Source organism: Amycolatopsis sp. 505 (genome assembly GCF_031625235.1).
GTDB lineage: Bacteria > Actinomycetota > Actinomycetes > Mycobacteriales > Pseudonocardiaceae > Amycolatopsis.
Genome location: NZ_JACKQP010000008.1, coordinates 194,922 through 221,071, shown reverse-complemented (window position 1 = coordinate 221,071; position 26,150 = coordinate 194,922). Strand labels below are relative to the sequence as shown.

General features: G+C 72.4%; 24 protein-coding genes and 1 riboswitch. Of the genes, 16 read left to right on the top strand and 8 right to left on the bottom strand.

All coding sequences use genetic code 11. From position 1 onward, the window contains the following. Positions 1–710: 710 nt before the first annotated feature. Positions 711–1,625: a DNA recombination protein RmuC gene (rmuC, locus tag H5965_RS28830; protein ID WP_310973539.1), complete on the bottom strand. Its 915-nt coding sequence runs from the start codon at positions 1,623–1,625 to the stop codon at positions 711–713. Between the two features lie 233 nt (positions 1,626–1,858). Here rmuC and H5965_RS28825 point away from each other — a divergent pair, with 233 nt between their 5' ends. From H5965_RS28825 to H5965_RS28815, 3 genes are read left to right on the top strand one after another with little or no spacing between them, the layout of a single operon-like run. Next, on the top strand, positions 1,859–3,010 hold the full coding sequence (locus H5965_RS28825; protein WP_310973537.1) for an exonuclease SbcCD subunit D C-terminal domain-containing protein: 1,152 nt from the start codon (positions 1,859–1,861) through the stop codon (positions 3,008–3,010). After that, on the top strand, positions 3,007–5,958 hold the full coding sequence (locus tag H5965_RS28820; protein ID WP_310973535.1) for an SMC family ATPase: 2,952 nt from the start codon (positions 3,007–3,009) through the stop codon (positions 5,956–5,958). The genes H5965_RS28825 and H5965_RS28820 overlap by 4 nt, the downstream gene beginning before the upstream one ends. Before the next feature lie 21 nt (positions 5,959–5,979). Then, positions 5,980–6,171 (top strand): DUF1737 domain-containing protein, encoded by a 192-nt coding sequence (locus H5965_RS28815; RefSeq protein WP_310973534.1) that lies wholly within the window; start codon positions 5,980–5,982, stop codon positions 6,169–6,171. 33 nt (positions 6,172–6,204) lie between these two features. Here the strand turns inward: H5965_RS28815 and H5965_RS28810 are convergent, their stop codons facing one another. Further along, positions 6,205–7,593 (bottom strand): AlkA N-terminal domain-containing protein, encoded by a 1,389-nt coding sequence (locus H5965_RS28810; protein ID WP_310974172.1) that lies wholly within the window; start codon positions 7,591–7,593, stop codon positions 6,205–6,207. A 102-nt stretch (positions 7,594–7,695) separates the two neighbouring features. On the opposite strand from H5965_RS28810, the gene ychF reads away from it, so the two are divergent. The 4 genes from ychF to H5965_RS28790 are packed head-to-tail and all read left to right on the top strand — an operon-like array spanning position 7,696 to position 10,228. Continuing rightward, positions 7,696–8,778 carry a redox-regulated ATPase YchF gene (gene ychF, locus H5965_RS28805; RefSeq protein ID WP_310973533.1) on the top strand — a complete coding sequence of 361 codons (1,083 nt, stop codon included), beginning with the start codon at positions 7,696–7,698 and terminating at the stop codon, positions 8,776–8,778. A gap of 51 nt (positions 8,779–8,829) precedes the next feature. After that, positions 8,830–9,423: an ArsR family transcriptional regulator gene (locus H5965_RS28800; RefSeq protein WP_310973532.1), complete on the top strand. Its 594-nt coding sequence runs from the start codon at positions 8,830–8,832 to the stop codon at positions 9,421–9,423. Then, positions 9,420–9,887 (top strand): hypothetical protein, encoded by a 468-nt coding sequence (locus H5965_RS28795; protein ID WP_310973531.1) that lies wholly within the window; start codon positions 9,420–9,422, stop codon positions 9,885–9,887. The genes H5965_RS28800 and H5965_RS28795 overlap by 4 nt, the downstream gene beginning before the upstream one ends. Further along, the gene (locus H5965_RS28790; RefSeq protein WP_310973529.1) at positions 9,887–10,228 is read left to right on the top strand and encodes a hypothetical protein; all 342 of its coding nucleotides are present in this window, start codon (positions 9,887–9,889) and stop codon (positions 10,226–10,228) included. Before H5965_RS28795 ends, H5965_RS28790 begins: the two co-directional genes overlap by 1 nt. A gap of 366 nt (positions 10,229–10,594) precedes the next feature. Here the strand turns inward: H5965_RS28790 and H5965_RS28785 are convergent, their stop codons facing one another. After that, positions 10,595–10,873, bottom strand: a complete 279-nt coding sequence (locus H5965_RS28785) for a 4a-hydroxytetrahydrobiopterin dehydratase (protein WP_310973527.1) — start codon at positions 10,871–10,873, stop codon at positions 10,595–10,597. Positions 10,874–10,905: 32 nt separating this feature from the next. Beyond that, a riboswitch (TPP riboswitch) is annotated at positions 10,906–11,012 on the top strand. Positions 11,013–11,032: 20 nt separating this feature from the next. On the opposite strand from H5965_RS28785, the gene H5965_RS28780 reads away from it, so the two are divergent. The 3 genes from H5965_RS28780 (at position 11,033) to H5965_RS28770 (ending at position 14,747) form a co-directional block, all read left to right on the top strand. Further along, positions 11,033–12,073: a thiamine ABC transporter substrate-binding protein gene (locus H5965_RS28780; protein ID WP_310973525.1), complete on the top strand. Its 1,041-nt coding sequence runs from the start codon at positions 11,033–11,035 to the stop codon at positions 12,071–12,073. Between the two features lie 110 nt (positions 12,074–12,183). Next, positions 12,184–13,740, top strand: a complete 1,557-nt coding sequence (locus H5965_RS28775; protein WP_310974170.1) for an iron ABC transporter permease — start codon at positions 12,184–12,186, stop codon at positions 13,738–13,740. Continuing rightward, positions 13,740–14,747 carry an ABC transporter ATP-binding protein gene (locus H5965_RS28770; RefSeq protein ID WP_310973524.1) on the top strand — a complete coding sequence of 336 codons (1,008 nt, stop codon included), beginning with the start codon at positions 13,740–13,742 and terminating at the stop codon, positions 14,745–14,747. The genes H5965_RS28775 and H5965_RS28770 overlap by 1 nt, the downstream gene beginning before the upstream one ends. 15 nt (positions 14,748–14,762) lie before the next feature. Here H5965_RS28770 and H5965_RS28765 read toward each other — a convergent pair whose 3' ends face one another. Genes H5965_RS28765 through H5965_RS28755 form a run of 3 tightly spaced genes read right to left on the bottom strand, consistent with a single transcriptional unit; the run spans position 14,763 to position 17,700 of the window. Beyond that, entirely contained in the window at positions 14,763–15,641 is an 879-nt protein-coding gene (locus H5965_RS28765) for an ABC transporter permease subunit (RefSeq protein WP_310973523.1), read from the bottom strand. Further along, positions 15,638–16,612, bottom strand: a complete 975-nt coding sequence (locus H5965_RS28760; RefSeq protein ID WP_310973521.1) for an ABC transporter ATP-binding protein — start codon at positions 16,610–16,612, stop codon at positions 15,638–15,640. The genes H5965_RS28765 and H5965_RS28760 overlap by 4 nt, the downstream gene beginning before the upstream one ends. Further along, complete coding sequence (locus H5965_RS28755; RefSeq protein ID WP_310973519.1) at positions 16,609–17,700, bottom strand: sigma-E factor regulatory protein RseB domain-containing protein; 1,092 nt, start codon at positions 17,698–17,700, stop codon at positions 16,609–16,611. Before H5965_RS28755 ends, H5965_RS28760 begins: the two co-directional genes overlap by 4 nt. A gap of 148 nt (positions 17,701–17,848) precedes the next feature. Here H5965_RS28755 and H5965_RS28750 point away from each other — a divergent pair, with 148 nt between their 5' ends. The 3 genes from H5965_RS28750 to H5965_RS28740 are packed head-to-tail and all read left to right on the top strand — an operon-like array spanning position 17,849 to position 20,285. Further along, entirely contained in the window at positions 17,849–18,565 is a 717-nt protein-coding gene (locus H5965_RS28750) for a response regulator transcription factor (RefSeq protein ID WP_310973518.1), read from the top strand. Beyond that, positions 18,562–19,884, top strand: coding sequence for a HAMP domain-containing sensor histidine kinase (locus H5965_RS28745; protein ID WP_310973516.1), 1,323 nt, complete (start codon positions 18,562–18,564; stop codon positions 19,882–19,884). The genes H5965_RS28750 and H5965_RS28745 overlap by 4 nt, the downstream gene beginning before the upstream one ends. An 11-nt stretch (positions 19,885–19,895) precedes the next feature. After that, entirely contained in the window at positions 19,896–20,285 is a 390-nt protein-coding gene (locus H5965_RS28740; RefSeq protein ID WP_310973515.1) for an NUDIX domain-containing protein, read from the top strand. Here the strand turns inward: H5965_RS28740 and trpS are convergent. Further along, a complete protein-coding gene (gene trpS, locus H5965_RS28735) occupies positions 20,278–21,243 on the bottom strand; it encodes a tryptophan--tRNA ligase (RefSeq protein ID WP_310973514.1) in 966 nt (321 codons plus the stop codon). The genes H5965_RS28740 and trpS overlap by 8 nt on opposite strands. A gap of 179 nt (positions 21,244–21,422) precedes the next feature. On the opposite strand from trpS, the gene H5965_RS28730 reads away from it, so the two are divergent. Continuing rightward, positions 21,423–21,722, top strand: a complete 300-nt coding sequence (locus H5965_RS28730) for a YciI family protein (protein WP_310973512.1) — start codon at positions 21,423–21,425, stop codon at positions 21,720–21,722. Here H5965_RS28730 and H5965_RS28725 read toward each other — a convergent pair. Continuing rightward, positions 21,719–21,868, bottom strand: coding sequence for a hypothetical protein (locus H5965_RS28725; RefSeq protein WP_003090169.1), 150 nt, complete (start codon positions 21,866–21,868; stop codon positions 21,719–21,721). The genes H5965_RS28730 and H5965_RS28725 overlap by 4 nt on opposite strands. 194 nt (positions 21,869–22,062) lie before the next feature. Here H5965_RS28725 and typA point away from each other — a divergent pair, with 194 nt between their 5' ends. Both typA and H5965_RS28715 read left to right on the top strand, forming a co-directional pair. Continuing rightward, positions 22,063–23,988 (top strand): translational GTPase TypA, encoded by a 1,926-nt coding sequence (typA, locus tag H5965_RS28720; RefSeq protein WP_176174984.1) that lies wholly within the window; start codon positions 22,063–22,065, stop codon positions 23,986–23,988. Positions 23,989–24,365: 377 nt separating this feature from the next. Further along, positions 24,366–26,102, top strand: coding sequence for an ABC transporter family substrate-binding protein (locus H5965_RS28715; RefSeq protein WP_310973511.1), 1,737 nt, complete (start codon positions 24,366–24,368; stop codon positions 26,100–26,102). The last annotated feature ends 48 nt before the right edge of the window (positions 26,103–26,150 follow it).

Here is a 26,150-nt window from a genome sequence, read left to right as displayed (position 1 = left end):
CGATTACGCCTGGTCAGGCGGCCGCGGTCACGCTCGGCTCGGCGGCGGGTTGGGGTTGCGCCCGGCTCGATGGCCCGCCGGGCTGCTGCCTCGTGTGCGCCTGGCCTGGCTTGTTCGCCGACCCGGCGGCCGCACTCGGCTCGGCGGCGGGTGGGGGCTGCGCCCGCTCGATGGGCTACCGCCGCAAGTAGTTGTGGCATGCCCGGCCTGGCTTGCTCGCCGACCTTGGCCGATCGACGCCGCTGAAACTGCCGACCGGCCGTGGCCGGGCCCGCGCTCGGGCTTGCCGGACCCCGCCGGTTGGCCCGCGTTCGTGCCTCTGGCCGAACCCACGCTCGGTTGCCCGCACCCGCAGGCCTGGCCTCACCGGATCCGCGGCCGCGCTCGCCGACCCGTCGGCTGGCTCGCAAGTCGGACCGGCGCTCGGCTTGCGCGCGCCCGTAGGCTCGGCCGCTCTCGCCCGACCCACGCTCGGCTTGCCCGCACCCGTAGGCATGACCTCGCCGAACCCCCGGCCGCGCTCGCCGACCCGCCGGTCTGCTCGCAACCCGGACCGGCCGCCCGAAACTCCGGCCGGCTCACCGCCGCTTGGGCCCGCACCGCAGGCATCGGCCTCGCCGAACCCCGGCCGCGCTTGCCTGACCCGCCGGCCGGCGCGCAAGCCAGACCAGCCGCCGGACACCCCGGCCGGACACCCCCGCCCGCGCCCCTCAACTAGCCGCCAGCTCGTCCCCCTTCCGCACCGTCGGCACGGCCGCCGGGCTGCCCGACGCCTCCGTCAACGGCGCCACCGTCGACCGGAACGTCTCGAGCGCCTCCAGCTCCCGCCGTCGCGCCGACAAGAACCGCTGCAAGTGCGTGCTCGACAGGTTCAACGCCTCCACCGCGCCACCTGCTGCGCGGTGGGCGGCCGCCGCTCCGGCTCGGACCTGCTCCACGTCCGCCTCCAGCGTCCTGTCGCTCGCCGCGAACAGGGCCGCCGAGGCCAGCACTCCGAAGCCCGTCGGGCCGCACAGGAACACCCGGCGGTCGATCAACCAGCGCAGCAGCTCCGGGTCCGTGTCCAGCGCCGCGACCACCGCCGCGTCCGAGGGGACGAACATGATCGTTCCGTAGATCGCGTCCGCCCAGCGCTGGTAGCCCTTGCCCGCCAGCTCGGCCGCGCGGGAGCGGATCTGGCGGACGTGCGCGCGCAACGCGTCCAGCCGCTCGTCCGGGTTGTCCGTCTCCACCGCCTCGGACCACGTCGCCATGCTCGCCTTCGCGTCCACCGGGACCGTCCGGTCGCCGCCCACGCGCAGGACCATGTCCGGCTTCGCCGAGCCGCCGCCGCCCAAGTCCGTCTGGAGCGTGAAGTGCAGGTCCTCGCGCAGGCCCAGCGCCCGGGCCGTCTCGACCAGGACCTGCTCGCCCAGCTCACCCCGGCCGCTGATCGAGGCGAACGCCACCTCGTAACGCCGCAGCGCCAGCTGCTGCTGGTCCGCCTTGGCCCGCTCGGCCGCCACCAGCCGGGCCGCCGCGTCCGCCCGGCGCATCCCGTCCTGGTACAGCCGCCACAACAGCGCGACGGCGAACAGCAGCAGGACCGCCAGCACGATCGCCGCCGTCGTCAGCACTGTCGCCACTTCGCCTCCTCCATCCGAACTCCGAGCTCCCGACTCCGAGCTCGCAGACATCATGGCGGACCCCACCGACAAAAACCGCACCCGATCCGTCGCTCTGGGTAGCTGACCTGCGAACACATCGATTCCGCGAAGGGCGTGTCCGATCTTGCCCGCTCGTGTTAGTACACACGTTCGAGTGAGAAGGCGGCGTGCCTGCGCGATTTCGTCGGAGCGGGGTCGTACCGTTGCCCCTCGTGAGATTCCTGCACACCTCCGATTGGCACGTCGGCCGCACGTTCCACGGCGCCGACCTGCTCGCGGAACAGGAAGCGGTGCTCGGGCACCTCGCCGACCTCGTGGCCGGCGAGGCGATCGACGCCGTCCTGGTGGCAGGCGACATCTACGACCGCGCGGTCCCCTCCGCCGAAGCCGTGCGGGTGGCCACCAGGGCCGTCGCCCGGATCCGCGCGGCCGGCGCACAACTGGTTGTCACGCCCGGAAACCACGATTCGGCGCCCCGCCTCGGCGCCTTCGCCGAATTCGCCGCGGCCGGCGGCCTCCACCTGCGCACCACCGTCGCCGGGCTGGCCGAACCGGTCCTGCTCGAAGACGCTCGTGGAACCGTCGCCGTCTACGGCATCCCTTACCTGGAACCGGAACCGGCGCGTCACGCACTCGGCGTACCGGACGCGCGCGGCCACACCGGCGTGCTCACCGAGGCCATGCGCCGGATCCGCGCGGACCTCGGAACCCGGCCCGGCGTCCGCTCGGTCGTGCTCGCGCACGCCTTCGTCACCGGCGGCGAACCCACCGACAGCGAACGGACCATCGCGGTCGGCGGCGTCGAGCAGGTGCCCGGCTCGGTCTTCGACGGCGTCGACTACGTGGCACTGGGCCACCTCCACGGCCCGCAGACGCTCGCCGAGCACTTGCGGTACTCCGGCAGCCCGCTGGCGTACTCGTTTTCCGAAGCGCGCCAACGCAAATCCGTCTGGCTGGTCGACCTGGACGAGCACGGCCTGCACGAGGTCCGGCGGCACGAACTGCCCGTGCCGAGAAGGCTCGCCACCCTCGAAGGCGAAATCGAGGACCTCTTGACAGCCCCGGAGTACGACGCCTACCGAGACCACTTCCTGTCGGTCACCGTCACCGACCGCGTGCGCCCGGTCGACGCGATGCGGCGGCTGCGCGAGCGGTTCCCGTACGCGGTGCACCTGGAGTGGGAGCCCGCGGGCGGGCACGCCGGCGCCCCGCTGCGCTACTCCGACGCCGTCCGCGGCCGGTCCGACATCGAGGTCTCGCGCAGCTTCCTCGACGACTGCCGCGGCGCCCCGCCGACCGAGAGCGAAGAGCAGCTCCTGTTCCAGGCCCTGGAAGCGGCCGACCGGGGGGCCCTCGCGAAATGAGGCTGCACAGGCTGGAGGTCGAAGCCTTCGGGCCGTACTGCGCACGCGAAGTGGTCGACTTCGACGTGCTCGGCGCCGACGGTCTCTTCCTCCTGCACGGCGAAACCGGCGCGGGCAAGACGACGCTGCTCGACGCGATCGCGTTCGCGTTGTTCGGCGTGGTCCCCGGCGCCCGAAACGAGGCCAAGCGACTGCGCTGCGACCTCGCGGAGCCCGACCAGATCACCGAGGTCGCGCTCGAACTCACCGTGCAGGGGCACCGGCTGAAGATCGTGCGCAACCCCGAGTACCAGCGGCCGAAGCGGCGCGGCGAAGGCACGACCACCCAGCAGGCCCGGGTGTCGCTGAGCTGGATCGGCACCGCGCCCGCCGGGCTGGCGCCCGAAGGCCTGATCCGGATCGAAGAGGTCGCGCGCACCGTCGAGCGGCTGCTCGGGATGACCGCGGCCCAGTTCTTCCAAGTGGTGCTGCTGCCCCAGGGCGAGTTCGCCCGCTTCCTGCGTTCGGACACCGCCGAGCGCGAGAAACTCCTGGAGCGGCTATTCGGCACCGAACGCTTCGCCGACGTCGAACGCTGGTTCGCCGACCTGCGTGCCGAGCGCGGTCGCGAGCTGGACGCGCGGCAGCGGGACGTCAGGGAACTGCTGGCCCGCTACGCGCAGGAGGCCCAGCAGGACCCGCCCGAGACGGACGTGGCCGAGTGGGTCGACGCCGTGCTCGCCGCGTCGGAAGCCCGCGTCGGGCAGGTGACGGCCGAGGAGGAGCGGGCCCGCTCGGCCGCCCAGCGCGCGGACGTCTACCTGCAGGAAGAACGCGCGGGCGCGGAGAAGATCCGGCGGGTCCGCAATGCGCACCTGCGGCTGCTCGAAATCACCGAGCAGGCGCCACAGCGGGCCGAGTGGGCGCAGGAGGTGGCGGCCGCGCGGCGGGCGGCGGGTGTCGCTGTCGAGGCGGACCTGCTGGACAGGCGTGCGGCCGAACTGGCCGAAGCCGAGCAGGAAGAGAAGGCCCGTGGCGCCCGGCTGCGGGAGTTCGGCACCCGGGCGACCGGTGATCTGAAGGCCCGGGCGGCCACGGCCCACGAAGAGGCGGGCGCGGTCGCCGAGCTGGTCGCCGAGGCCGAACAGCAGGCGCTCGACGTCATGCGGCGGGACGACCGGAAGCTCGCCGCCGTCACGGCGCAGCAACAGGTCGAGGACCTGACCGGTGAACTGGCGGCGATCCCCGGCCAGCTGGCGAAACTGCGCGCGGACGCCCTGACCGCGGCCGAAGCCGAGGCGAAGCTCGACGGCGCCAAAGCGAAGGTGGACGAGCTGCGCGCCTTCGCCCGGGACGCGGCCGAGCTGCCCGAGGCCGAGGCGAAAGTCCAGCGAGGCGAAGCGAAACTGCGCGAAGTCGTCGACGCGCACCAGGCGGCCCGGCAGCGCCGGCTCGACCTGCGCGAGCGGCGGCTGGACGGGATGGCGGCCGAGCTGGCCGCCGCGTTGGCCGACGGCACGCCGTGCCCGGTGTGCGGGTCGGCCGAGCACCCGGCGAAGGCGAGCCGGGACGTCGAGCTGGTCGACCCGGCCGAGGAACGCGCGGCCGAGGAAGCCGAGCAGGCCGCGGACGTGATACGGCAGCGGGTCGTCGTCGCGCTGGAGGAGGCGAAGGCGCGGCTGGCCGGGCTGATCGAGCGGCTGGCCGGGCGCACGGCCGAGTCGATCACCGCCGAGCTGGCGGAAGCCCGCGCCACCGTCGCCGCGCTGACCGAGCAGGCCGCCGCCAAGGCGAAGCTGGGCCAGCAGGTGGTGCTGCTGGAACGCGACCTGGAAGCCCGGAGCGAACGGCTGCGCCGAGCCGAACAGGCGGCCACCGAAGCCACCACCGACGTCCGGGCCTTGGAGGAGCGGCTGGCCGAGCGGGAACGCCGGTTGGTCGCCGGGCGGGGTGAGTTCGCGGACGTCGGCGCGCGGCGGAAGCACCTCCTCGGCCTGGCCGAGGCCCTGGAGGCCGTCGCGGAGGCGCGGACGGCGGTGGCCGGCGCCCGGGAACGCGTTGCCCAGCAGAAAACGCTGGTCGAGGCGGCGGTGCAGGCGAAGGGGTTCACTTCGCTGAAGAAGGCGCGGGCCGCGATGCTGCCGGACGAGCAGATCGAGAAGCTGGAGCAGGGCATCGCCGAGGCCGAGGCGGCCGCCGCGGGCGCGCGGGCGCTGCTGGCCGAGCCGGACCTGTTCGGGATCTCGCCGGACGACGTGGCGGACGTCGGCCGCGCGGCCGACGCCGCCCAGCTGGCCCGGGCCCGCGCCGATTCCGCGTACGCGGCGCTGCGGGTGGCCACCGCGCAGCACGAGCAGCTGACCCGGTTGGCCGGGCTGCTGCACAAGGCGCTGGCCGAGCTCGCGCCGGCCGAAGCGCAGTACGCCGAGCTGCGGGCGCTCGCGGAGGTCGTCAACGGGCGCGGGCAGAACAGCCGCAAGATGTCGTTGCGGTCGTACGTCCTGGCGGCACGGCTCGAGGAAGTCGCGGTCGCGGCCACGCACCGGCTGCGCACGATGAGCCAGGGCCGGTACTCGTTCGTGCACTCAGACGCGGCCGGGGCGCGCGGCACCCGCGGTGGTCTCGGCATCGACGTGCTCGACGACTACTCGGGCACCATCCGGCCGGCGAAAACCCTGTCCGGCGGCGAGTCGTTCCTCGCATCGCTGGCCCTCGCGCTGGGGCTGGCCGACGTCGTCGCGGGAGAGACCGGCGGCGCGCTCCTGGACACGCTGTTCGTCGACGAAGGCTTCGGCACGCTGGACGCCGAAACCCTCGACGTCGTGATGAACATCCTCGACGAACTGCGGGCCGGCGGCCGGGTGGTCGGGCTCGTCTCCCACGTCGAGGAACTGCGGCAGCGCATCCCGACCCGGCTACGTGTCCGCAAGTCCCGAACGGGCTCCACCTTGGAGGTGCGCGCGGGCTGAGCACTGAGCCAAGATGAAGCCATGACCGACCAGCCGCCGAACGGCCTGCCCCGCTACCGCATGCTCACCGGCCCGGACGACGCGAAGTTCTGCCACCGGGTCAGCGAGGCGCTGGAGCTGGGCTACCGCCTTTACGGCTCGCCGGCCGCGACCTACGACGGCGAGCAGGTCATCGTCGCCCAGGCCGTGCTGTGGCAGGGCGAACAGAGCTGACACCGGCGCGGTCCCGGCCGGGCGCCGGAGGGATCAGACGAGCGGGCCGGTCGCCGCGCGCCGGAGGTACATCCCGGCGTAGGAGCACCACGGCGTCCACGCGCGCGCCCGTTCGGCGAGCGAATCGGGCGAGATCCCGAGCGACTCGGCGCCGCGGCGGACTTCCGCGTCGTCGGCGAGCAGGACGTCCGGAGCGCCGAGGACCCGCATCAGCACGTAGTCCGCGGTCGACGGGTCGACATGGCTCAGCAGTTCGGCCCGCAGGTCGGCGGCGTCGCGGCCGATGTGCACGTCCAGCCGTCCCTCGGCCAGAGCGGCGGCGACGGGGTGCCCGGTGGCCGCGAGCTGGGCGGCCGTCGGGAACAGCCGCGTCACGCCCCATTCGCCCGGCACCTCGTCGCCGAGCGGCGGCACGACGTCGAGCACCGCGCGGAGCAGCAGTTCCTCGCCGTCCACCGCGCCCGGCACCCGCATCCCCGGCGCGGCCCCGACCACCGGGGCCAGCGCCGGGTCGGCGCCGAGCACGCGGGTGACGGCCGCGGGGTCGGCGTCGAGATCGAGTAGCCGCCGCACGCGGCTGACCGCGCTGCCGAGGTCGCGCAGGTCGGTGAGCATCAGCTCGCAGCGCACGTGGTCAGGCGAAGGCGTCAGCCGCACGACACCGGTGCCGTGGGAGAGCCGCAGCGTGCGGGCGTAGGCCTCCGAAGTCACTTCCTCGACGCCCGGCACCGCGTTGTCTGCGAAGAAGCGAAGCAGCCCCGAAGCGTCGAAGGGCGGCCGGAACGGCAACCGCAGGCTGAGCCGGGTTCCGGTGACGTCGCTCTGCCGTCCGCGCCGGGACGCGGCGAAGGCGCGAAGCTGCGAAGGCGTCGTCGCGAACACTTCGCGGATCGTCTCGTTGAACTGCCGCACGCTGGAGAAACCCGCCGCGAAGGCGACGTCCGTCAGCGGCAGCTCCGACATCTCGATCAGCAGCCGCGCCGAATGCGCGCGGTGCGCCCGGGCCAGCGCGAGCGGGCCCGCGCCCAGCTCGGCGGTCAGCACCCGGCCGAGCTGGCGTTCCGAGTACCCGAGCCGCCGGGCGAGCCCGGGAACGCCTTCGCGCTCGACCGTCCCGTCGGAGATCAGCCGCATCGCCCGCGCGGCCAGGTCGGCGCGCACGTTCCAGTCCGGCGAGCCGGGCACGGCGTCCGGCAGGCAGCGGCGGCAGGCGCGGAAGCCGTTGGCCTGCGCCGCCGCCGACGTCGGGAAGAAGCGGACGTTCTGCACCTTCGGCGTCGACGCCGGGCAGGACGGGCGGCAGTAGATCCCGGTGGTGCGGACCGCCATGATGAACTGGCCGTCGAAGCGCGAGTCGCGGGCGGTGACCACGCGGTAGCAGCGCTCGGCGTCGCGCCAGAGTGAGAGCGTCTCGGTGACCATGGATCCGAGCATGACAGCAGGTCAGCGTGGCCGCTGGCGGAAATTCGCCACGGCGTTGGGTGCGTGGGGCCCGGCCGGGGGAGCCACGTAGACTGCGGGGTCGTGAGCCTCACCCTCGGTATCGTCGGCCTGCCCAACGTCGGCAAGTCCACCCTGTTCAACGCGCTGACCCGCAACGACGTGCTCGCCGCGAACTACCCGTTCGCGACGATCGAGCCGAACGTCGGTGTCGTGCCGTTGCCGGACCCCCGGCTGGACAAGCTGGCCGAGCTGCACAAGTCGGAGAAGATCGTCCCGGCCGTGGTGTCCTTTGTGGACATCGCGGGCATCGTGAAGGGCGCGTCCGAGGGTGCCGGGCTGGGCAACAAGTTCCTGGCGAACATCCGTGAGGCCAACGCGATCTGCCAGGTCATCCGCGTGTTCGACGACCCCGACGTGGTGCACGTCGACGGCCGGATCGACCCGTCGAGCGACATCGAGACGATCAACACCGAGCTGATCCTCGCCGACCTGCAGACGCTCGACAAGGCGCTGCCGAGGCTGGAGAAGGAAGCGCGGACGAAGAAGGAGAACAAGCCCGCGCTGGACAACGCCCAGAAGGCGAAGGAGATCCTCGACGCCGGGCGCACGCTCTTCCAGGCGCAGAAGGAAGTCGACTTCGACGCGCTGCGCGAGCTGAGCCTGCTCACGACGAAGCCGTTCCTGTACGTCTTCAACGCCGACGAGTCGGTGCTCACCGACGAAGCCCGCCGCGAGGAGCTGACCAAGCTGGTCGCGCCGGCGGACGCGGTGTTCCTCGACGCGAAGGTCGAGGCGGAGCTGCTGGAGCTCGACGACGAGGAGTCGGTGCGCGAGCTGCTGGAGTCGGTCGGCCAGCCGGAGCCGGGCCTGTACTCCCTGGCCCGCGCGGGTTTCCACACGCTCGGCCTGCAGACGTACCTGACGGCGGGCCCGAAGGAATCCCGCGCCTGGACGATCCCTCAGGGCGCGACGGCCCCCCAGGCGGCGGGCGTCATCCACACGGACTTCGAGCGCGGCTTCATCAAGGCGGAAATCGTCTCCTACGACGACCTGATGGAGGCGGGCTCGATGGCGGCCGCCCGCGCGGCGGGCAAGGTCCGCATGGAGGGCAAGGACTACGTCATGGCCGACGGCGACGTGGTCGAGTTCCGCTTCAACGTGTGAGCGTCAGCTACTGACTGTTGTTTTCATTGGACGCAGGATATACTGCGTCCAATGAAAGCTTCGCCGAGCTTGCTGCCCCTGCTGCGTTCGCGCATGCAGGGCGAGCTGCTCGCGCTGGTCCTCCTGCACCCGGAGCGCGAGTACAGCATCACCGAGCTCGCCAGGGCGTTCGGGGTCTCGGCGACCACCGTGCTGCGCGAGGTCGAACGGCTCGTCGGCGGCGGCATCCTGGAAGATCGGCGGGTGGGCCGGAGCCGGCTCGTCAAAGCCCGTACGGACACCCCGCTCTACCGGCCGCTCAGCGACGTCATCTCGGTCACCTTCGGGCCGCTGCCGCTGCTGGCCGAGGCGCTGTCCGGCCTGGCCGGCGTGCGCGAGGCCTACATCTACGGGTCCTGGGCCGCGCGCTACAGCGGTGAACCGGGGCCGCCGCCCGGTGACGTCGATGTCCTGGTCGTCGGCTCACCCGACCCGGATGCGCTGTTCGACCTGGCCGAGGGCGTGTCGCGGCGGCTGGACCGGGAGGTCAACGTCCATCGGCTCTCGCCGTCGGCGTGGGCGGCGGAGAGCAGCACCGATCCGTTCCTCACCAGCGTGCGCGAGCGTCCGCTGGTCCCGCTGCCGCTCGCTCAGGAGGCAGGATGACCCGCTGGAACCAGGGCCGCGCCACGATCGACGCCCTCCTCGCGCGCGGCTCCCTCGAACGCGTCCCGGCTTCGCGGGAGGCCGCCGAGGCGGAGATCGCCCGGGCCCGCACCCACGTCGTTTCGGCGCGGCAGCTGCTGACCTCGGACCCCGAAGGCGCCTACACCCTGGCGTACGACGGCGCCCGGAGGGCGTTGGCGGCGGTCCTGCAGAACCAAGGCCTGCGCGCCACGAGCCGGGGTGGCCACATCGCCGTCTACGAAGCGGTTCTCGCGCAGCTCGATCCGCCGCTGGGGCCGCTTCTGCGTCCCTTCAACCGGATGCGGGTGCGCCGCAACGAGGTCGCCTACCGCTCTTCCGAGGCGCCTGCGGTGACGGCCGAGGACGTGACGGCCGACGTGGCGAAGGTCGAAGACCTCATCGGGGTCGCCGAAAAGACGATCCCGAACATGGCCCGCTACTGATGGCGGGCCGCCCGCTGACCGCCACCGAGCGGACGACGCTGGACACGCTGCTCGCGGCGGACTTCCCGGGGGCGGTGGAACTGCGGGCGCAGGCCGCCACCGCCCGGGTGACCAGGCGGTGCGGCTGCGGGTGCCCGAGCATCAACCTGGAGGTCGACCGGACGCTGCCGCTCGCGGAGGTCGCCGACACCCCGGTCGCGGTCGAAGCCGGCGTGCCCGGTGGCGGTCTCGTCGTGTTCGTCGCCGACGGCCGGTTGTCGTGCCTCGAGTACTGGGGCACGGACGACGAGCCGCCGGCCGAGTTCCCGCCGCCCGGGCAGATCGAGCTCGGAGCGGACTAGCCGAGCAGGCCCAGCAGGGCGATCGCGATCAGCACCACCGCGGGGGCGAGGGCGTTGATCCAAGCGCGCTGGGCGGCGGTGAGAGCGGTGCTGTTCATGGCGTTCCCTACGGGCGAAAACCGATGCTTCCGCAGGAACAGCGCCTCGATCATGCTCCGCGTTAGCCGCTGTGATCGAACTCTCAGCTGTCCAGGTGACGGCGGTTGCGGACGGTGAACCAGAGCACCCCGCCGGCCGCCGCCACCATCGTTGCGAAAGCTGCCGTTCCGACCACGATTGCCTGCGTCATCTCTGTTCTCCCTCCTGAAGGTTCCGGTAACCGAGAGACGTCGGAAGCAGGCAAAGGTGCACTGAGCGTAACCAGGGTCACACCAGGACGGCGTCGATCTGGGCCGCGAGAGAAAAGTCCTTCGCCGTCAGGCCGCCCGCCGAATGCGTGGATAGCCGGAACGTCAGCGTGCGCCAGCGGATGTCGATGTCCGGGTGGTGGTCGGCGGCCTCGGCCAGCTCCGCCACCCGGTTCACCACCTCGATCGCCCGGGGGAAGCTCGCCAGCTCCACCTCGCGGGAGATCACCGCGCCGGACCGCGTCCAGCCCGCGCCCAATCGTGCGTCGGCCTCGGAGTCGCTCAAGATTTCCGTCATGTCTCCATCGTCCTGCGTCCTGGACTACGCTGCACGGTTGCCACGGGAGTCCGGGGAGCCGGGCTGAGAGGCGGGTCACCCGCGACCGTTCGCACCTGACCGGATCATGCCGGCGACGGGAGGGCTTCCCTCCGCGTCCGGCGAAGTGCAGGAGGGTAGATGAAACGCAGGGCTGCGACGGCCGTTGCCGTCGTCGGCGTGGTCGCCGCCGGGTGCTCGCTGTCGGACGGTGACGGTGGCACGCAGCAGACGCCCACCGTCACCCTCGTGACGCACGCCTCCTTCCTGGCGCCGCAGGAGGTGCTCGACGCCTTCCAGAAGCAGTCGGGCATCAAGATCTCCGTGCTCATGCAGGGCGACGCCGGCTCGCTGACCAACAAGCTCGTGCTGACGAAGGCGAACCCGATCGGCGACGTCGCGTACGGCGTCGACTCCACCTTCGCGTCCCGGGCGCTGACCGAGGGCGTCTTCGAGCCCTACACCAGCCCCGAGGCCGACCGCGGGCCGCAGCGCTACGCCGTCGACCCCGAGCACCGGCTCTCCGCGGTCGACGTCGGCGACGTCTGCGTCAACGTCGACACGAACTACTTCACCGCCAAGGGGATCCCGGCGCCGTCGAGCTACGACGACCTGGCCGACCCGAAGTACAAGGACCTGCTGGTCGCCGAGGACCCGGCGACCGCGTCCCCCGGCCTGGCGTTCCTCCTCGGCACCATCGCCAAGTACGGCGACGCCGGGTGGAAGGACTACTGGGCGAAGCTGAAGGCCAACGGCGTCAAGGTGGTCAGCGGCTGGGAAGAGGCCTACACCAAGCAGTTCTCCGGCTCGTCCGGCAAGGGCCCGCGGCCGATCGTCGTCTCGTACGCGTCGTCGCCCGCCGCGGAGATCGGCGACGACGGCAAGCCGCGCACCAAGGCGCTGCTCGACACCTGCTACCGGCAGGTCGAGTACGCCGGCGTGCTGGCGAACGGCAAGCAGGTCGAGAACGCCCGCAAGGTCGTCGACTTCCTGCTCTCCCAGCAGTTCCAGGCCACGGTCGCGGCCAACATGTACGTCTACCCGGCCCGCCAGGGCGTCGACCTGCCGCAGGGCTGGGCGCAGGCCGCGCCGCTGCCGCAGAAGCCGCAGACGCTGCCCGCGGACCAGGTGCAGGCCGGACGCGAGAAGTGGATCGGCGAATGGCGCACGCTCGTGCAGTGACATCCGAGGCTCCGCCTCGGGCCGGGGGCTCCGCCACCCGGAACCCCCGAAAAGCACCAGTCCTAGCCCCACCCCGGACCGCCCGTGGCCTCGGCCTGGCCCTTCTCGGCCTGGCCCCGATCGGCTTCCTGGTGGTGTTCTTCGCCTGGCCGGTGCTGGCGATCATCGGCCGCGGGTTCGCCGCGGGCGGCCTCGACGTCGTCCTCGGCGACCCGCGGACCTGGCAGCTGGCGCTGTTCACCGTCGCCAGCGCGGCCGCGTCGACGGTCGTCGCGGTGCTGGCCGGCCTCCCGGTGGCGTTCCTGCTGGCCCGGGTGCGCCTGCCGGGCGTCGGCCTGGCGCGGACGCTCGTGCTCGTGCCGTTCGTGCTGCCGACCGTGGTCGTCGGCCTCGCGTTCCGGGCGCTCTGGCCGGACGGCGGTGTCCTGCCGATCGTGCTGGCCAACGCCTTCTTCAACGTCGCCGTCGTCGCGCGGACCGTCGCCGGGCTGTGGGCGCGGCTGGATTCGCGGACGGCCGACGCCGCTCGGGCGCTCGGCGCGTCGCCGTGGCGGGCGTTCCGGTCGGTGACGCTGCCCGCGCTCGCCCCGGCGGTCGCGTCCGCCGCGGCCGTCGTGTTCCTGTTCTGCGCCACCAGCTTCGGCGTCGTCCTGATCCTCGGCGGCGCCCGCTACCGGACCCTGGAAACCGAGATCTACCTGCGCACCGTCGACCTCCTCGACCTCTCCGGCGCGGCCGCGCTCTCGCTGGTCCAGTTCGCGGCCGTGGTCGCCGCGCTGGTGGTCGGCGGGCTGGCGCGGCGGCGCAAGGAGGGTGCGCGGACCGGGTCCGGCGGGGCGCGCCGGCCGAGGGGCGGCGAATGGTGGGTCGTCGGCGCCGCGGGCGTCGTGCTCGCGCTGCTGGTGACGCCGATCGTCGCGCTCCTCGCCGAGTCGGTGTCCACTGAGGACGGCTGGAGCCTCGCCGGGTACCGCGCCTTGACGAGCACCGGCGAGAAGGGCGCGCTCCAGGTGTCCGGCTGGGACGCCGCGCTGAACTCGCTGAAGGTGGCCATCGACGCGACGCTGCTCGCGATGGTCGTCGGCGTGCTCGCGTCAGTGGTGCTGGTGGCGCTGCGCCGGTCGCCCGCGAGAGCCGCGCGCGGGCTGGGCGAGACGATGGACGCCGTCCTGATGCTGCCGCTCGGGGTGTCCGCGGTGACCGTCGGGTTCGGCTACCTGGTGACGCTCGACGCGCTGCCCGGCGACCTCCGGACGTCGCCCTACCTGGTGCCGTTGGCCCAGGCGCTGGTGATCATCCCGCTGGTCGTGCGGATGGTGCTGCCGGTGCTGCGTTCGGTCGACGTCCGGCTGCGGCAGGCCGCGTCGACGCTCGGCGCGAGCCCGCTGCGGGTGTGGCGGGAGATCGACCTGCCGCTGACGCTGCGGCCGCTGGTCGCGGCGGCGGGCTTCGGCTTCGTCGTGGCGCTGGGCGAATTCGGCGCGACGAGCTTCCTCGCCCGGCCGACGGCGCCGACGCTGCCGGTCGCGGTGGCGACGCTGATGGCGCGCCCGGGAGCGCTGAACAACCAGATGGCGTACGCGGCGTGCGCGTTGCTGATGCTCGTGACGGTGCTGGCGGTCGCGCTGATCGACCGGCTCGGGCGCGGTGGGGTGGGAGAGTTCTGATGGCGTTGTCGGTACGGGACCTGACCGTCCACTACGGAACCTTCGCGGCGGTCCGCGACGCCCGCCTGGACATCGCCGACGGCGAGGTCCTGGCCCTGCTCGGCCCGTCGGGCTCGGGCAAGTCGACGCTGTTGCGCGCGATCACCGGGCTCGAGCCGTCGGCCCGCGGCTCGGTGAGCTGGGACGGCGAGGACCTCGGCGCGGTCCCGGTCCACCGCCGCGGCTTCGGCCTGGTGTTCCAGGACGGCCAGCTGTTCACCCATCGTGACGTCGCCGCGAACATCGCGTTCGGCCTGCGGATGCACGGGGTGCCGCGCGCGCAGTGGGCGCCGCGCGTGGCCGAGTTGCTGGAGCTGGTGGGGCTCTCCGGCTTCGAGAAGCGGCGGGTGACGGAACTGTCGGGCGGCCAGGCGCAGCGGGTCGCGCTCGCCCGGGCGTTGGCGCCGAAGCCACGGTTGCTGCTGCTGGACGAGCCACTGTCCGGTTTGGACGCCGGATTGCGCGAACAGCTGGCCATCGACCTGGCGGACCTGTTGCGCCGCAGCAAGATCACTGCCCTCCTGGTGACGCACGACCAGGAGGAGGCGTTCACGCTGGCCGACCGGGTGGCGGTGCTGGACGCGGGGGAGGTCCGCCAGGAGGGCGCGGTCCGCCGGGTGTGGCGCAACCCGGCGGACGACGACGTGGCCCGGTTCCTAGGCGTGACGACGTTCGTGGACGGCACCGCGGCGGCCGGTCGCGTGCACACATCCCTCGGTGACGTGGCGCTGCCCGACGTCGACGACGGCCCGGTGCGGCTGGGGTTGCGGCCGCACGCGCTGCGCGTGGCCGCGGAAGGCGTGCCGGGCGAGGTCGTTGCGGCGGTGCACCGGCGCGAGCACGTGCGGCTGGTGGTCCGGCTCAAAGAGTCCACTGTGGACGCAGTGGCCCCGGCGGCGGCGGACCTGCGCGCCGGCGACGCGGTGAAGCTGCAGTTCGACCCGGACGGCATCGCACTGGTCGGCTAGCCGTCCGGGAGAACCTCAGCCGTCGCGGGTCGACAGGCGGGCGTACGCCAGCGACAACCCGATCACGATGTAGCACGCCGCCCGCAGTGCTCCCTCGCCCAGCATCTGCGTGCCCATCGGGTCCTGCAGCACCTCCGCCGGCGCCATCGACCAGTTCCGCGTCAGCAGGAACGGGTGCAGCCAGTCCAGCGACGTCAGGAACCCGAGGATGGTGAACACGATGTCCGCCGCCAGCACGGAGGCCACCACCAGCATCGGGTGCTCGGTCCAGCTGGAGATGGCCAGCGCCACCGCGCCGACCGCCCACAGCTGCAGCACCACCCAGCCCGCCACCAGCAGGATCCGGGCCAGCGCGCCGCCGAGGGACAACGTCGTGCCCGACAGCGTGAACAGCGAATCCGTGCCGTTGATGATCAGGCCCGTGACCACACCCGTGACGCACATCGCCAGCACCGAAACCACCGACACCGTCGCGACGCCGAACGCCTTGACCGCCAGCAGGCGCCCCCGCCCGACCGGCGCGATCAGCCAGCCGCGCAGGGTTCCGTGGGACGTCTCGCCCGCGATGGCGTCCGCGCCCGCCATCGCCGACGCCAGCGGCAGCAGCAGGGCCAGGGACATCACGATCGCCGCGATCGGGAGCACGAACGCGTTGTTGACCGCCGAGGCCAGCAGCGCTCCGCCGCCGTCGTCCGGGCCGCCGCCCTGCGCACCCGCGTCGTCCACCAGCGTCAGGCCGATGCCGATCACCACCGGGATCAGGGCCAGCAGCCCCAGCACGGCCAGCGTGCGCGGCCGCCGGAAGATCCAGCGCAGCTCCGCGGCCAGCAGCCGCGGCAACGGCACCGTGTCGTGGCCCGTGCGGGCCGCCGGTGCCTCCAGGACCGCCGTCATTCCGCCCCCTCCGTGAGCCGCGCGAACAGGTCTTCCAGCCCGGTGCGGGCCCGCGTCGCCTCGTGGACCGCGACCCCCGCGCCCACCAGGACCTGCAGCACCCGCGGCGCTTCGGCCGCCGTGAGGTCGGCGCGGACGCCCTCCGGCGTCAGCCGCGCGCCGATCCGGTTCTCCCGCAGCACTTCCACGGCCTTCTCCGCGTCCGGCGTGCGGACCAGCAGGGCCGCGTTCCCGGACTCCAGCAGCTCCGCCAGCTCGCCCTGCGCGACGACGTTCCCGCTCTGCAGCACGGCCACGTGCGTGCAGGTCGCCTCGACCTCGGCCAGCAGGTGCGACGACACCAGCACGGTGACGCCCTCGGCGTGCAGCTCGGCGACGATCCTGCGGATCTCCCTGGTACCCGCAGGGTCGAGGCCGTTGGTCGGCTCGTCGAGCACGACCATCTTCCGCGGCACCAGCAACGCCGAGGCGAGCCCGAGCCGCTGCTTCATGCCGAGCGAATACCCCTTATACCGCCGTCGCGCGGCCCCGGTCAGCCCGACGCGCTCCAGCGCCGAGTCCACCGCGGACGGAATCCCGGCCGAGGACAGCCGCGGTTCGGCCGCGGCGAAGCGCAGCAGGTTGTCGCGGCCGGACAGGAACGGGTGGAAGCCCGGCCCCTCGACCAGCGCGCCGACGTCGGGCAGCGCGTGCGCGGCGGCGTCCGGCATCGGACGGCCGAGCAGCTCGACCTCGCCCTCGGTCGGGCGGACCAGGCCGAGCAGCATCCGGATGGTGGTCGTCTTGCCCGAGCCGTTCGGCCCGAGCATGCCCACGACCGCGCCGGCCGGGATGTCGAGGTCGACGTGGTCCACCGCGACCGTGCTGCCGTAGACCTTCCGCAGTCCCCGGGTCCGCGCGGCGAGCGGAACCGCCGGGGCGGAGGCCTCCGCAGAAGCCTCCGCCCCGGACTGGACAGCCGTGCTCGTCACTTCTGACCCAGCGCTTCGTACAGGACCTGCTCCGGCACCGCACCGGCGGCGAAGCGGCCGTCGTCGGTCAGCACCGCGCTGCCGACCTTCGTGGTGAAGAGGTAGCCGCTGCCCCAGGTGCCGTTGACCTTCTTGCCGAACCGTTCGAGCAGCGCCTTCGGGTCGGCGTTGCGGCCTTCCCGCCCGGACTGCTGCTTCGGCGCCGCGTTCAGCGCGTCCGCCGGGACCTTGCCGGTGACGACGGTGTCCCAGCCGTCGCCGACGACCTTGACGTCCTGCTTGGCCTGCTCGGCCAGGTCCTTCGCGTGCTGGTCGACCTGCGGGGTCTTCTCCTGCACCTTGGCGCCCTTCGGCGGGGTGAAGGTGAAGAGGTCGGCCGGCTGCTGGGTGAACTCGATCTCGGTGAACGCGACCTCCAGCGCCGGGGTCGCCGTGCCGTTGCTCAGCACCGACATCCGCAGTGGCATCCGCGTCTGCGAGTCGACCGCGACGCGGATTTCGCGCAGCAGCGTCCGCTCGGTCGGCTTCGGCGTCAGGACCAGCTCGTAGGCCGGGCGGCCGGCGACGGTCGCGGTGCCGTCGACGGACACCGTGCTGCTCTCCCGGACCTTCGCGAGCAGTTCGGTCGACGCCGCCAGCGGGTCGGCCGTCTTGTCGCTGCCCGCGCCCTTCCGCTGGGCCACGTCGGCCGGGATGGTCAGCTTGGTCGCGGTGTTCGTCTTGGAGCTGTAGTCCCAGACGGTGGTGCCGTCGTGGACCACGGTCTCCTGGCTCGCGCCCTGCGTGACGGCGAGCCGGCTCTTGCCCGCGCCGTCGCTGAAGATGTGCGCCGAGTCCATGTTCAGCGCCTGGGCGCCCGGCACCGCGTTCCCCACCGCGGGCAGGCCCAGGTCGTTGCTCACCTTCAGCGTGCCGTCGAACGCGCCCGGCTTCGCCTTGACCACCGACTGCACCAGGTCCTCGGCGCTCACCTGCGGCAGCGCCGGCTTGTCGTCCGCGCTGGCCGGCATCGCGACGAACGCGAGCCCGCCGGCACCGAGCGCGGTGCCGAGGACCGCGGCCGTGATGCCCTTCGTCTTCGGTTTCATGCGTCTCTCCCTGTGGTGTTCCCGGGCTCGAGTGTGCCCGGCTCCCTGGCCACGACGCTTCCCTCTCGAGGCTGAGATACCCCTGAAGGTTCTCTCCCCGACGCTGAGATCGTGCTGAGAGCTGACGCACGACCTGCGGAAACCGGCCATGATGAGTCTCGTGAAACCTCGGGTGCTGGTGGTCGACGACGAACCGGGCGTGCGCAAGGCCCTGCAGCGCGGGCTGCGCGCGGAGGACATGGACGTGGTCACGGCCGCGGACGGGCCCACCGGCCTGCAGCTGGCAAGCACGGGCTCGTTCGACGTCATCCTCCTGGACATCATGCTGCCGGGCCTGTCCGGCTACCGCGTGCTGGAGCGGCTGCGCAAGGACGGCGTCACCACGCCGGTGCTGCTCGTCTCGGCCAAGGACGGCGAGATCGACCAGGCCGACGGCCTCGACCTCGGCGCCGACGGCTACCTCGTCAAGCCGTTCTCGTTCGTGGTGCTGGTCGCGCAGGTCCGCGCGGTGCTGCGCCGGGCCGGGCCGGAGTCCGGCCGCGGGACGCTGCGGCTCGGCGCGCTGGCCGTCGACCGCGGTCTGCGGCAGGTGCACTGGCACGACGAAGAGGTCGGGCTGAGCCCGCGGGAGTTCGCGCTGCTGGAGGTGCTCGTCGGCCGCGCGGGCACGGTCGTCACCAAGGACGAGCTGCTGCGCGCGGTCTGGGGCGAGGAGCAGGCGGTGACCCGCAACCTCGTCGAGGTCTACGTCGGGTACGTCCGCCGCAAGCTCGACGCGGTCGGGGCCGGCGCGTTGCTGCGGACCGTGCGGGGGCACGGCTACCTGGCGTCCGACGCGCAGCTCGACGAGGTCATCACGCCGTGATCTCCTGGTGGCGGGGCCGGTCCCTGCAGGTCCGGATCACCCTGCTGGCCGCGACGATCACCCTGGCCTGCCTGCTCGGCCTGGCCACGCTGGCCGCGTCGAACCTCTCGCCGCTGCTCATCGGCTCGGTCGACCGGGAGCTCACGTCCGCGCTCGGCCCGGCGGGCGCCGAGGTGAGCGCCGGCCGTCCGCTGTCGGGTGCGGCGCCGGTGACGCTGCGGGTGCTGGACATCGCGGGCACGCCGGTGGACGGCGGTACCCCGGCGGGTCTTTCCCCTGCCGACGTTTCGACGCTCAAGGCCGGGCAGCCGGTCCAGCGCGACGGCGCGCGGTACCTCGGCACGGTCGTCAGCGCGCCGGACGGGTCGCAGCGCTTGGTGGTCGCGGGGGCCGGCCTGGTCGGCTTCGCGGCCGCGGTGCACTACGGCGGCGTGTGGCTGGTGGTGGTCGCGGCGGTCGGGGCGCTGGTGGCGGGGTTCGCGACGTGGCTGGTGGTGCGCTTGTCGCTGCGGCCGGTCGCGCGCATGCGGGGGTCGGTGCGCTCGCTGCCTCCGGGCGCGCGCCTGGCCCTGCCGGACTCGCACGACGAGCTGCGGGCGCTGGCGGAGGAGTTCAACGCGCTGCTGGAGCGGCAGGAGCAGGCGGCCGAACGGCTCCGCCGCTTCACCGGCGACGCGGCGCACGAGCTCCGGTCGCCGGTCGCGTCGATCCGCGTGCAGGCCGAGGTCGCGGTGACGAACCCGGATCCGGAGCTGTCCCAGGAGACGCTGTCGGACATCTTGACCGAGGCCGAGCGCCTGTCGTCGCTGCTGGACGGGCTGCTGTCCTTGGCTCGGTCGGACGCGGGCGAGGTGCCCCCGGCGTCACCGGTCGAGCTGGTGAGCGAAGTGCGGTCGGCCGTGGCGCGGCTGCCGGCGGGGGCGCCGGAGACGCGGGTGAGCACGGCGGTGGCGCAGGCGTGGGCGTCTTCGGCGCACGCGGAGGTCGAGCTGGTGCTCGACAACCTGCTGCGCAACGCGTGCCGGTACGCGCGCGGGCAGATCGTGGTGTCGGTGCTGGCGTCCCGGTCGTCGGTGCGGGTGGTGGTCGACGACGACGGCCCGGGCATCGCCCCGGAGCACCGGGAGAAGGTGTTCGACCGGTTCTACCGGATCGCCGACGACCGGGCCCGGTCCTCGGGCGGCACGGGGCTGGGGCTGGCGATGGTGGCGGAGACGGTCCGCCGCCGGGGCGGCCGCGTCCAGGTGGGCGAGTCCCCGGACGGGGGCGCGCGGTTCGTGGTCGTCTGGCGTGCGGCCGCGGGCGGGGCTTCCGGGTAAGTTCCGGGACTGTGAACGCTGTGATCGTGGGAGCCGCCCTGGTGCGGGACGGCAAGCTGCTGGCCCAGCAGCGGGCCTGGCCGCCGAAGCACGCGGGGCAGTGGGAACTGCCCGGCGGCCGGGTCGAAGACGGGGAATCCGAAGCCTTCGCGCTGGCCCGCGAGTGCAGCGAGGAACTCGACGTCGTCGTCGAGGTCGGCGCGCGGGTCGGCGACGACATCCCGCTGCCCGGCGGCAAGGTCCTCCGGATCTACGCCGCGACGCTCGTTTCGCCCGGGGAGGAGCCGCGGGCCGTCGAGCACCGAGCCGTTCGGTGGCTCGGACCCGACGACCTCGACGACGTCGACTGGCTGCCCGCGGACCGGATCCTCCTCCCGGCCTTCCGCGCCCTGCTCAGTTAGCCCCGATCATCCGCAGCGCCGCGTCCAGCCGGTGCGAGCCGCGCTCGCGGGCGCGCTCGGCACCCGCTTTCCGCACGCGATCCAGCTCGGCGACGTCGTCCAGCAGCGCCAACGCCCTTGAGCGCACCGGCCGCAGCTCCTCGATCACCGCGTCGGCGACGGCGTCCTTCACCGCGCCGTAGGAGGTGAACTCGTCGGCGAGCTCCGCCGGGGACCCGCCCCGGCACGCGGCCAGGATCTCCAGCAGGTTCGCCATCCCCGGCCGGGTCTCCGGGGCGTGCACCGGCACCGAACCGCCGTCGGTGACCGCGCGGCGGACCTTGCGGCGGATCTGGTCGGGCTCGTCGAGCGCGAACACCACGCCCACCGCGTCCCGGGCCGACTTCGACATCTTGCGCGTCGGGTCGGCCAGGTCCTTCACCCGCGCGCCGGCCGGCGGCAGCACCGCGCGCGGGATGGTGAACACCTCGCCGTACGTGCCGTTGAAGCGCTTGGCCAGGGTCCGCGTCAGTTCGACGTGCTGGCGCTGGTCCTCGCCGACCGGGACCTCGTCCGCGCCCTGCAGCAGGATGTCCGCGGCCATCAGCGCCGGGTACGTCAGCAGGGACAGCCTGACCCCGGCCTGGCCTTTCGACTTCTCCTTGAACTGGATCATCCGCGCCGCTTCGCCGTAGTTGCAGGTGCACTCCAGCACCCAGGTCAGCGCGCCCAGCTCCCGGGCCAGGTCGGACTGGACGAACACCCGCTCGGGGTCGATGCCGGCGGCGATCAGCACGGCGAGCTGCTCCCGCGCCAGGGATCGGAGTTTCGCCGGGTTGTGCGGGGTCGTCATGCCGTGCAGGTCGGCGACGAAGTACAGGTCGTCCGCGCCGCCCTCGAGGGCCCAGCGGCGGACGGCGCCGAGGTAGTTGCCGAGGTGGACGTGACCGGAGGGGGTGATGCCGGACAGCTTGCTCATGTGTTCCTCCCGAGGTGAGGCCACCCCGGAGAAGGCACGAAAAAGGCCGCCCGTCCCGGGGCGGCCGCTGGTGATCAGCGCAGGTCTAAACGGCCGCCGAGGGCGGCCACCAGCTGGACGTCTGCGCGTGCATGCGGCGAGCATAGGCGCGCAGTGGCGTGCGGGTCTACCGTCTAACCATGTATGTCGTCCTGTTGAACTACACGGCCCCGATCGAGGAAATCGACTACGCGCTCCCGGACCACGCCGAGTGGCTGAACAAGCAGTACGAGCACGGCCACTTCCTGGCGTCCGGGCGGCGGAACCCGCGCACCGGCGGCGTGATCATCACGCGGCCGATGTCCCGCGGGAAGCTCGACGCCATCCTGGCGTCCGACCCGTTCTGCGTGCAGCACCTGGCGAGTTACGAGGTCATCGAGTTCTCGCCGACGAAGACCGCACCCGAGCTGCGGCAGGTCAACGAGGCTGTGCCCCACTAAGCAGCCAGGTCCTCTTTAGCCTTCTTCAGAGCCAATACCGGGCACTTCTTGCAGCGCGGCTTCGACCGGCAGCACTTCTTCTTGACCTTGCCGGCCTTCATGAGCTTGCGCACGACCTTCCGCGGGTCCTTCGGCTTCTTGCCCACGCGCACGCACCTTCCGGATCGGCGACCTCCACCGGGTTTCCACGTTAGGTCAGCCTAACCGCCAGGGGGGCGTGGGGCCGCTCACAATGGGGCGGCAGGTATCCTGGGTGAGGTCCGCGTGTGACCAGAGCCGGTCACGGGATGCCTGAACGGTGTGCGCGGCCATCCAACCCTTGAAGTTCAGGAGTTCTCGCGTGCCCGCAGCCAGCGCTACCGTCGAAACCGGCCGGCCGACCGGTAAGACCCGGCCCGACCTGCGCAACGTCGCGATCGTCGCCCACGTCGACCACGGCAAGACCACGCTGGTGGACGCGATGCTCCGCCAGTCCGGCGCCTTCGCCGAGCGCGCCGAGGTCGTCGACCGCGTGATGGACTCGGGCGAGCTGGAGCGCGAAAAGGGCATCACGATCCTCGCGAAGAACACCTCGATCCACCGCCAGACCCCCGAGGGCCAGGTGACGATCAACGTCATCGACACCCCCGGCCACGCCGACTTCGGCGGCGAGGTCGAGCGCGGCCTGGCCATGGTCGACGGGGTCGTCCTGCTGGTCGACGCGTCCGAAGGCCCGCTCCCGCAGACCCGGTTCGTGCTGCGCAAGACCCTCGAAGCCGGCCTGCCGGTGATCCTGCTGGTCAACAAGACCGACCGGCCGGACGCCCGGATCGCCGAGGTCGTCGAGGAGACCCACGACCTGCTGCTCGAGCTGGCCAGCGACATCGAGGACGCCGACCACGACGCGATCCTCGACCTCCCGGTCGTCTACGCCTCCGCGCGCGCCGGCAAGGCCAGCCTGGAGCAGCCCGCCGATGGCGAGGTCCCCGAGAGCGAAAACCTCGACCCGCTGTTCGACACGCTGCTCCGGCACGTGCCGCCGCCGGCCGCCGACCTCGACGCGCCGCTGCAGGCGCTGGTCACCAACCTCGACGCGTCCAACTTCCTCGGCCGCATCGCGCTGATCCGCATCCACGCCGGCAAGCTGCGCAAGGGCCAGACCGTGGCCTGGATGCGCGCGGACGGCACGACGCAGAACGTCCGCATCTCCGAGCTGCTGGTCACCGAGGCGCTCACCCGCGTCCCGGCGACCGAGGCCAGCGCGGGCGAGCTCGTCGCCATCGCCGGCATCCCGGACATCACGATCGGCGACACCCTCGCCGACTCCGACAACCCGGTGGCGCTGCCCCGGATCACCGTCGACGAGCCCGCGATCTCGATGACCATCGGCGTCAACACCTCGCCGCTGGCCGGGCGCAACGGCGGCGACAAGGTCACCGCGCGGCTGGTCAAGGCCCGCCTGGACCAGGAGCTGATCGGTAACGTCTCGATCCGCGTCCTGCCGACCGAGCGCCCCGACACCTGGGAGGTCCAGGGCCGCGGCGAGCTGGCGCTGGCCATCCTCGTCGAGCAGATGCGGCGCGAGGGCTTCGAGCTGACCGTCGGCAAGCCGCAGGTGGTGCTGCGCACGATCGACGGCAAGCTGCACGAGCCGTTCGAGCGCCTCTACATCGACTCGCCGGAGGAGCACCTCGGCGCGATCACCCAGCTCCTGGCCGCCCGCAAGGGCCGCATGGAGGACATGAGCGGCAACGGCACCGGCCGGATCAAGCTGGAGTACGTGCTCCCGTCGCGCGGCCTGATCAGCTTCCGCACCGACTTCCTCACCGAGACCCGCGGCACCGGCATCGCGAACCACGTGTTCGAGGGCTACTTCCCGTGGGCGGGCGAGATCCGCACCCGGCACAGCGGCTCCTTGGTCGCCGACCGCTCGGGCCCGGTCACCGCGTACGCGATGATCCAGCTGGCCGACCGCGGCACGTTCTTCGTCGAGCCGGGCGCGGATGTCTACGAGGGCATGGTCGTGGGCGAGAACCCGCGCTTCGAGGACCTCGACATCAACATCACCAAGGAGAAGAAGCTGACCAACATGCGTCAGTCCTCCGCCGACGTGATGGAGACGCTGGCCCGCCCGCGCAAAATGGGCCTGGAAGAGGCCCTGGAGTTCTGCTCGGTCGACGAATGCGTCGAGGTCGCGCCCGAGGTCGTCCGGGTCCGCAAGGTGACCCTGGACGTCAACACCCGCGCGAAGGAGCGTTCGCGCGCCAAGAGCCGCGACAACGGCTGATCCGCCGCTTCGAAAAAGCCTCCCGGTGCTCGTCATCGGGAGGCTTTTTCGTGCCTGATCCCTTACGCTGGGTCGGTCGGTGGCGAACCCAGCGTCAGGAATTCCGCCGTTCTTCTCCTTATATCTTTATAGGGGTCGCGACGGCCTCATCGCCTGGCGCCGACCACCGGGGTGAACCTTTTTCGTGTCCGGCCCGTGTTCGTTCCGCCGTTCCGGAACGGTCCGGGAACCCGGACGGTGTGCCGCGCGTCCATTCCGTAGTGGCACCCAGGGGCGGCGAGGCCGCCCGATCCGGGTGTGGGAATCTCGGTTCCGGCGGCGGAGGCGGTCGTGGGAGCATGACTGACCCGATCGGCGGAAACGGGGAGGAACGGGGCGTGCGGGTGAATCGCAAGGCGGTGCCGGTGCTGGCACTCGCGGCCGTGCTGCTCACCGCCTGCTCCAACACCCCGCCACCTCCGGTCGTGTCGTCGTCGGTCGCACCCGTGTCCACCACCGGCAAGACGCCGTCGCAGATCGTCGTCGGGGTCGACGACGTGCTCGGCGGGTACAACCCGCACAACCTCGCGGACTCGTCCCAGGTGACCTCCGCGCTCTCGCAGCTGCTCCTGCCCTCGGTGTTCCGCCAGAAGGACGACGGCACCACCCAGCTCGACAAGAACCTGATGAAGTCCGCCGAGGTGATCTCGCAGCAGCCGTTCGTGGTGGCCTACGAGATCCGGCCGGACGCCTCCTGGTCCGACGGCGCGCCCATCGCCGCCGAGGACTTCGACTACCTGCGCACCCAGCTGCGCGACCAGCCCGGCGTGATCGAGCCCGCCGGCTACCGGCAGATCACCGACCTGCAGTCGCGCGAGGGCGGCAAGCGCGTCGAGGTCACCTTCGCCAAGCCGTACCCGGGCTGGCAGACGCTGTTCTCCGACCTGCTGCCCGCCCACCTGCTCAAGGACGCGCCCGACGGCTGGCGCGGGGCGCTGGCCTCGAACTTCCCGGCCGTCGCCGGCCCGTTCTCGATCAAGAGCCTGGACACCGCCCGCGGCGAGGTCATCCTCGAGCGCAACGAACGCTACTGGGAGAAGCCCGCCGCGATCGACCGGATCGTGCTCCGCCGGTCGGACCAGAACACGCTGCTGGCCGCGCTGCGCAGCGGCAACGACCAGTTCGCGCTGGCCCGCACGAGCGGCGACGAGCTCAAGCTGCTCGGCGAGCTCGGCTCGGCGGTCAAGCTGCACACGGTGGCCCGCCCGCTGGTGGCCGACGTGCTGCTGCGCCCGGTCAGCGCGACCCTGCAGGACGCCCAGGTCCGCGCCGGTGTCGCCGCGCTGATCGACCGCACCAAGCTGATCACCGAGGGCGTCAACGGCGGGCCGTCGTCGACGCTGCACGCCGACGCGCAGGTGATCGCGCCGTCGGTGAAGGGCTACGCGGCGACCATCCCGCCCGGGCCGCCCACCGCGCCCGACGTCGCCAAGGCCGAGCAGTCGCTCAAGGCGGCGGGCTACACCAAGACCGCGGGCACCTGGCGCAAGAACGGCCGGGCGCTCTCGCTGGTCATCGCCTCGCCGGCCGCCCAGGAGCCGTACGCGTCGATCGCCAAGGAGCTGGCCGGCCAGCTCTCCGCGCAGGGCATCGAGGTCAACGCGATCACGCCGCCGCCACGGGACCTGTTCAGTGGCCTGCTGGCGATGCCGGTCGTCGGCGGGGTCCAGCAGCCGACCGGCGACTCGGCCGGCAACGTCGGGGTCGACATCGCCGTCGTCCCGCAGGCGGTCGGCGGGGACACCGCTTCGGTCCTCGCATCGACCTTCGGCTGCCGCCCGGAGCAGACGGCCACCGGCGTCGACAAGACCAAGCCCGTCGTCCCGGGCAACGCGGCCGGGTTCTGCGACCCGGCGCTGCAGCCGTCGATCGACGCGGCGCTGTCCGGATCCACTCCGACGGGCGAAGCGCTCACCACTCTTGAGCCTGAACTTTGGCGTCAGAACGTGGTGATTCCGCTGTTCCAATTGGCTGACACCCTGGCGATCGGTTCGGGCATCTCGGGCGTCACGCCAGGTCCCCCCATGGTGGGCCCGTTCGGGTCGGCGGTGAACTGGACTCGCGGCCCGAAGTAATCGGTTGGCTACGCATTCAGTACTACCGGGTGATCTTTACCAACGCCT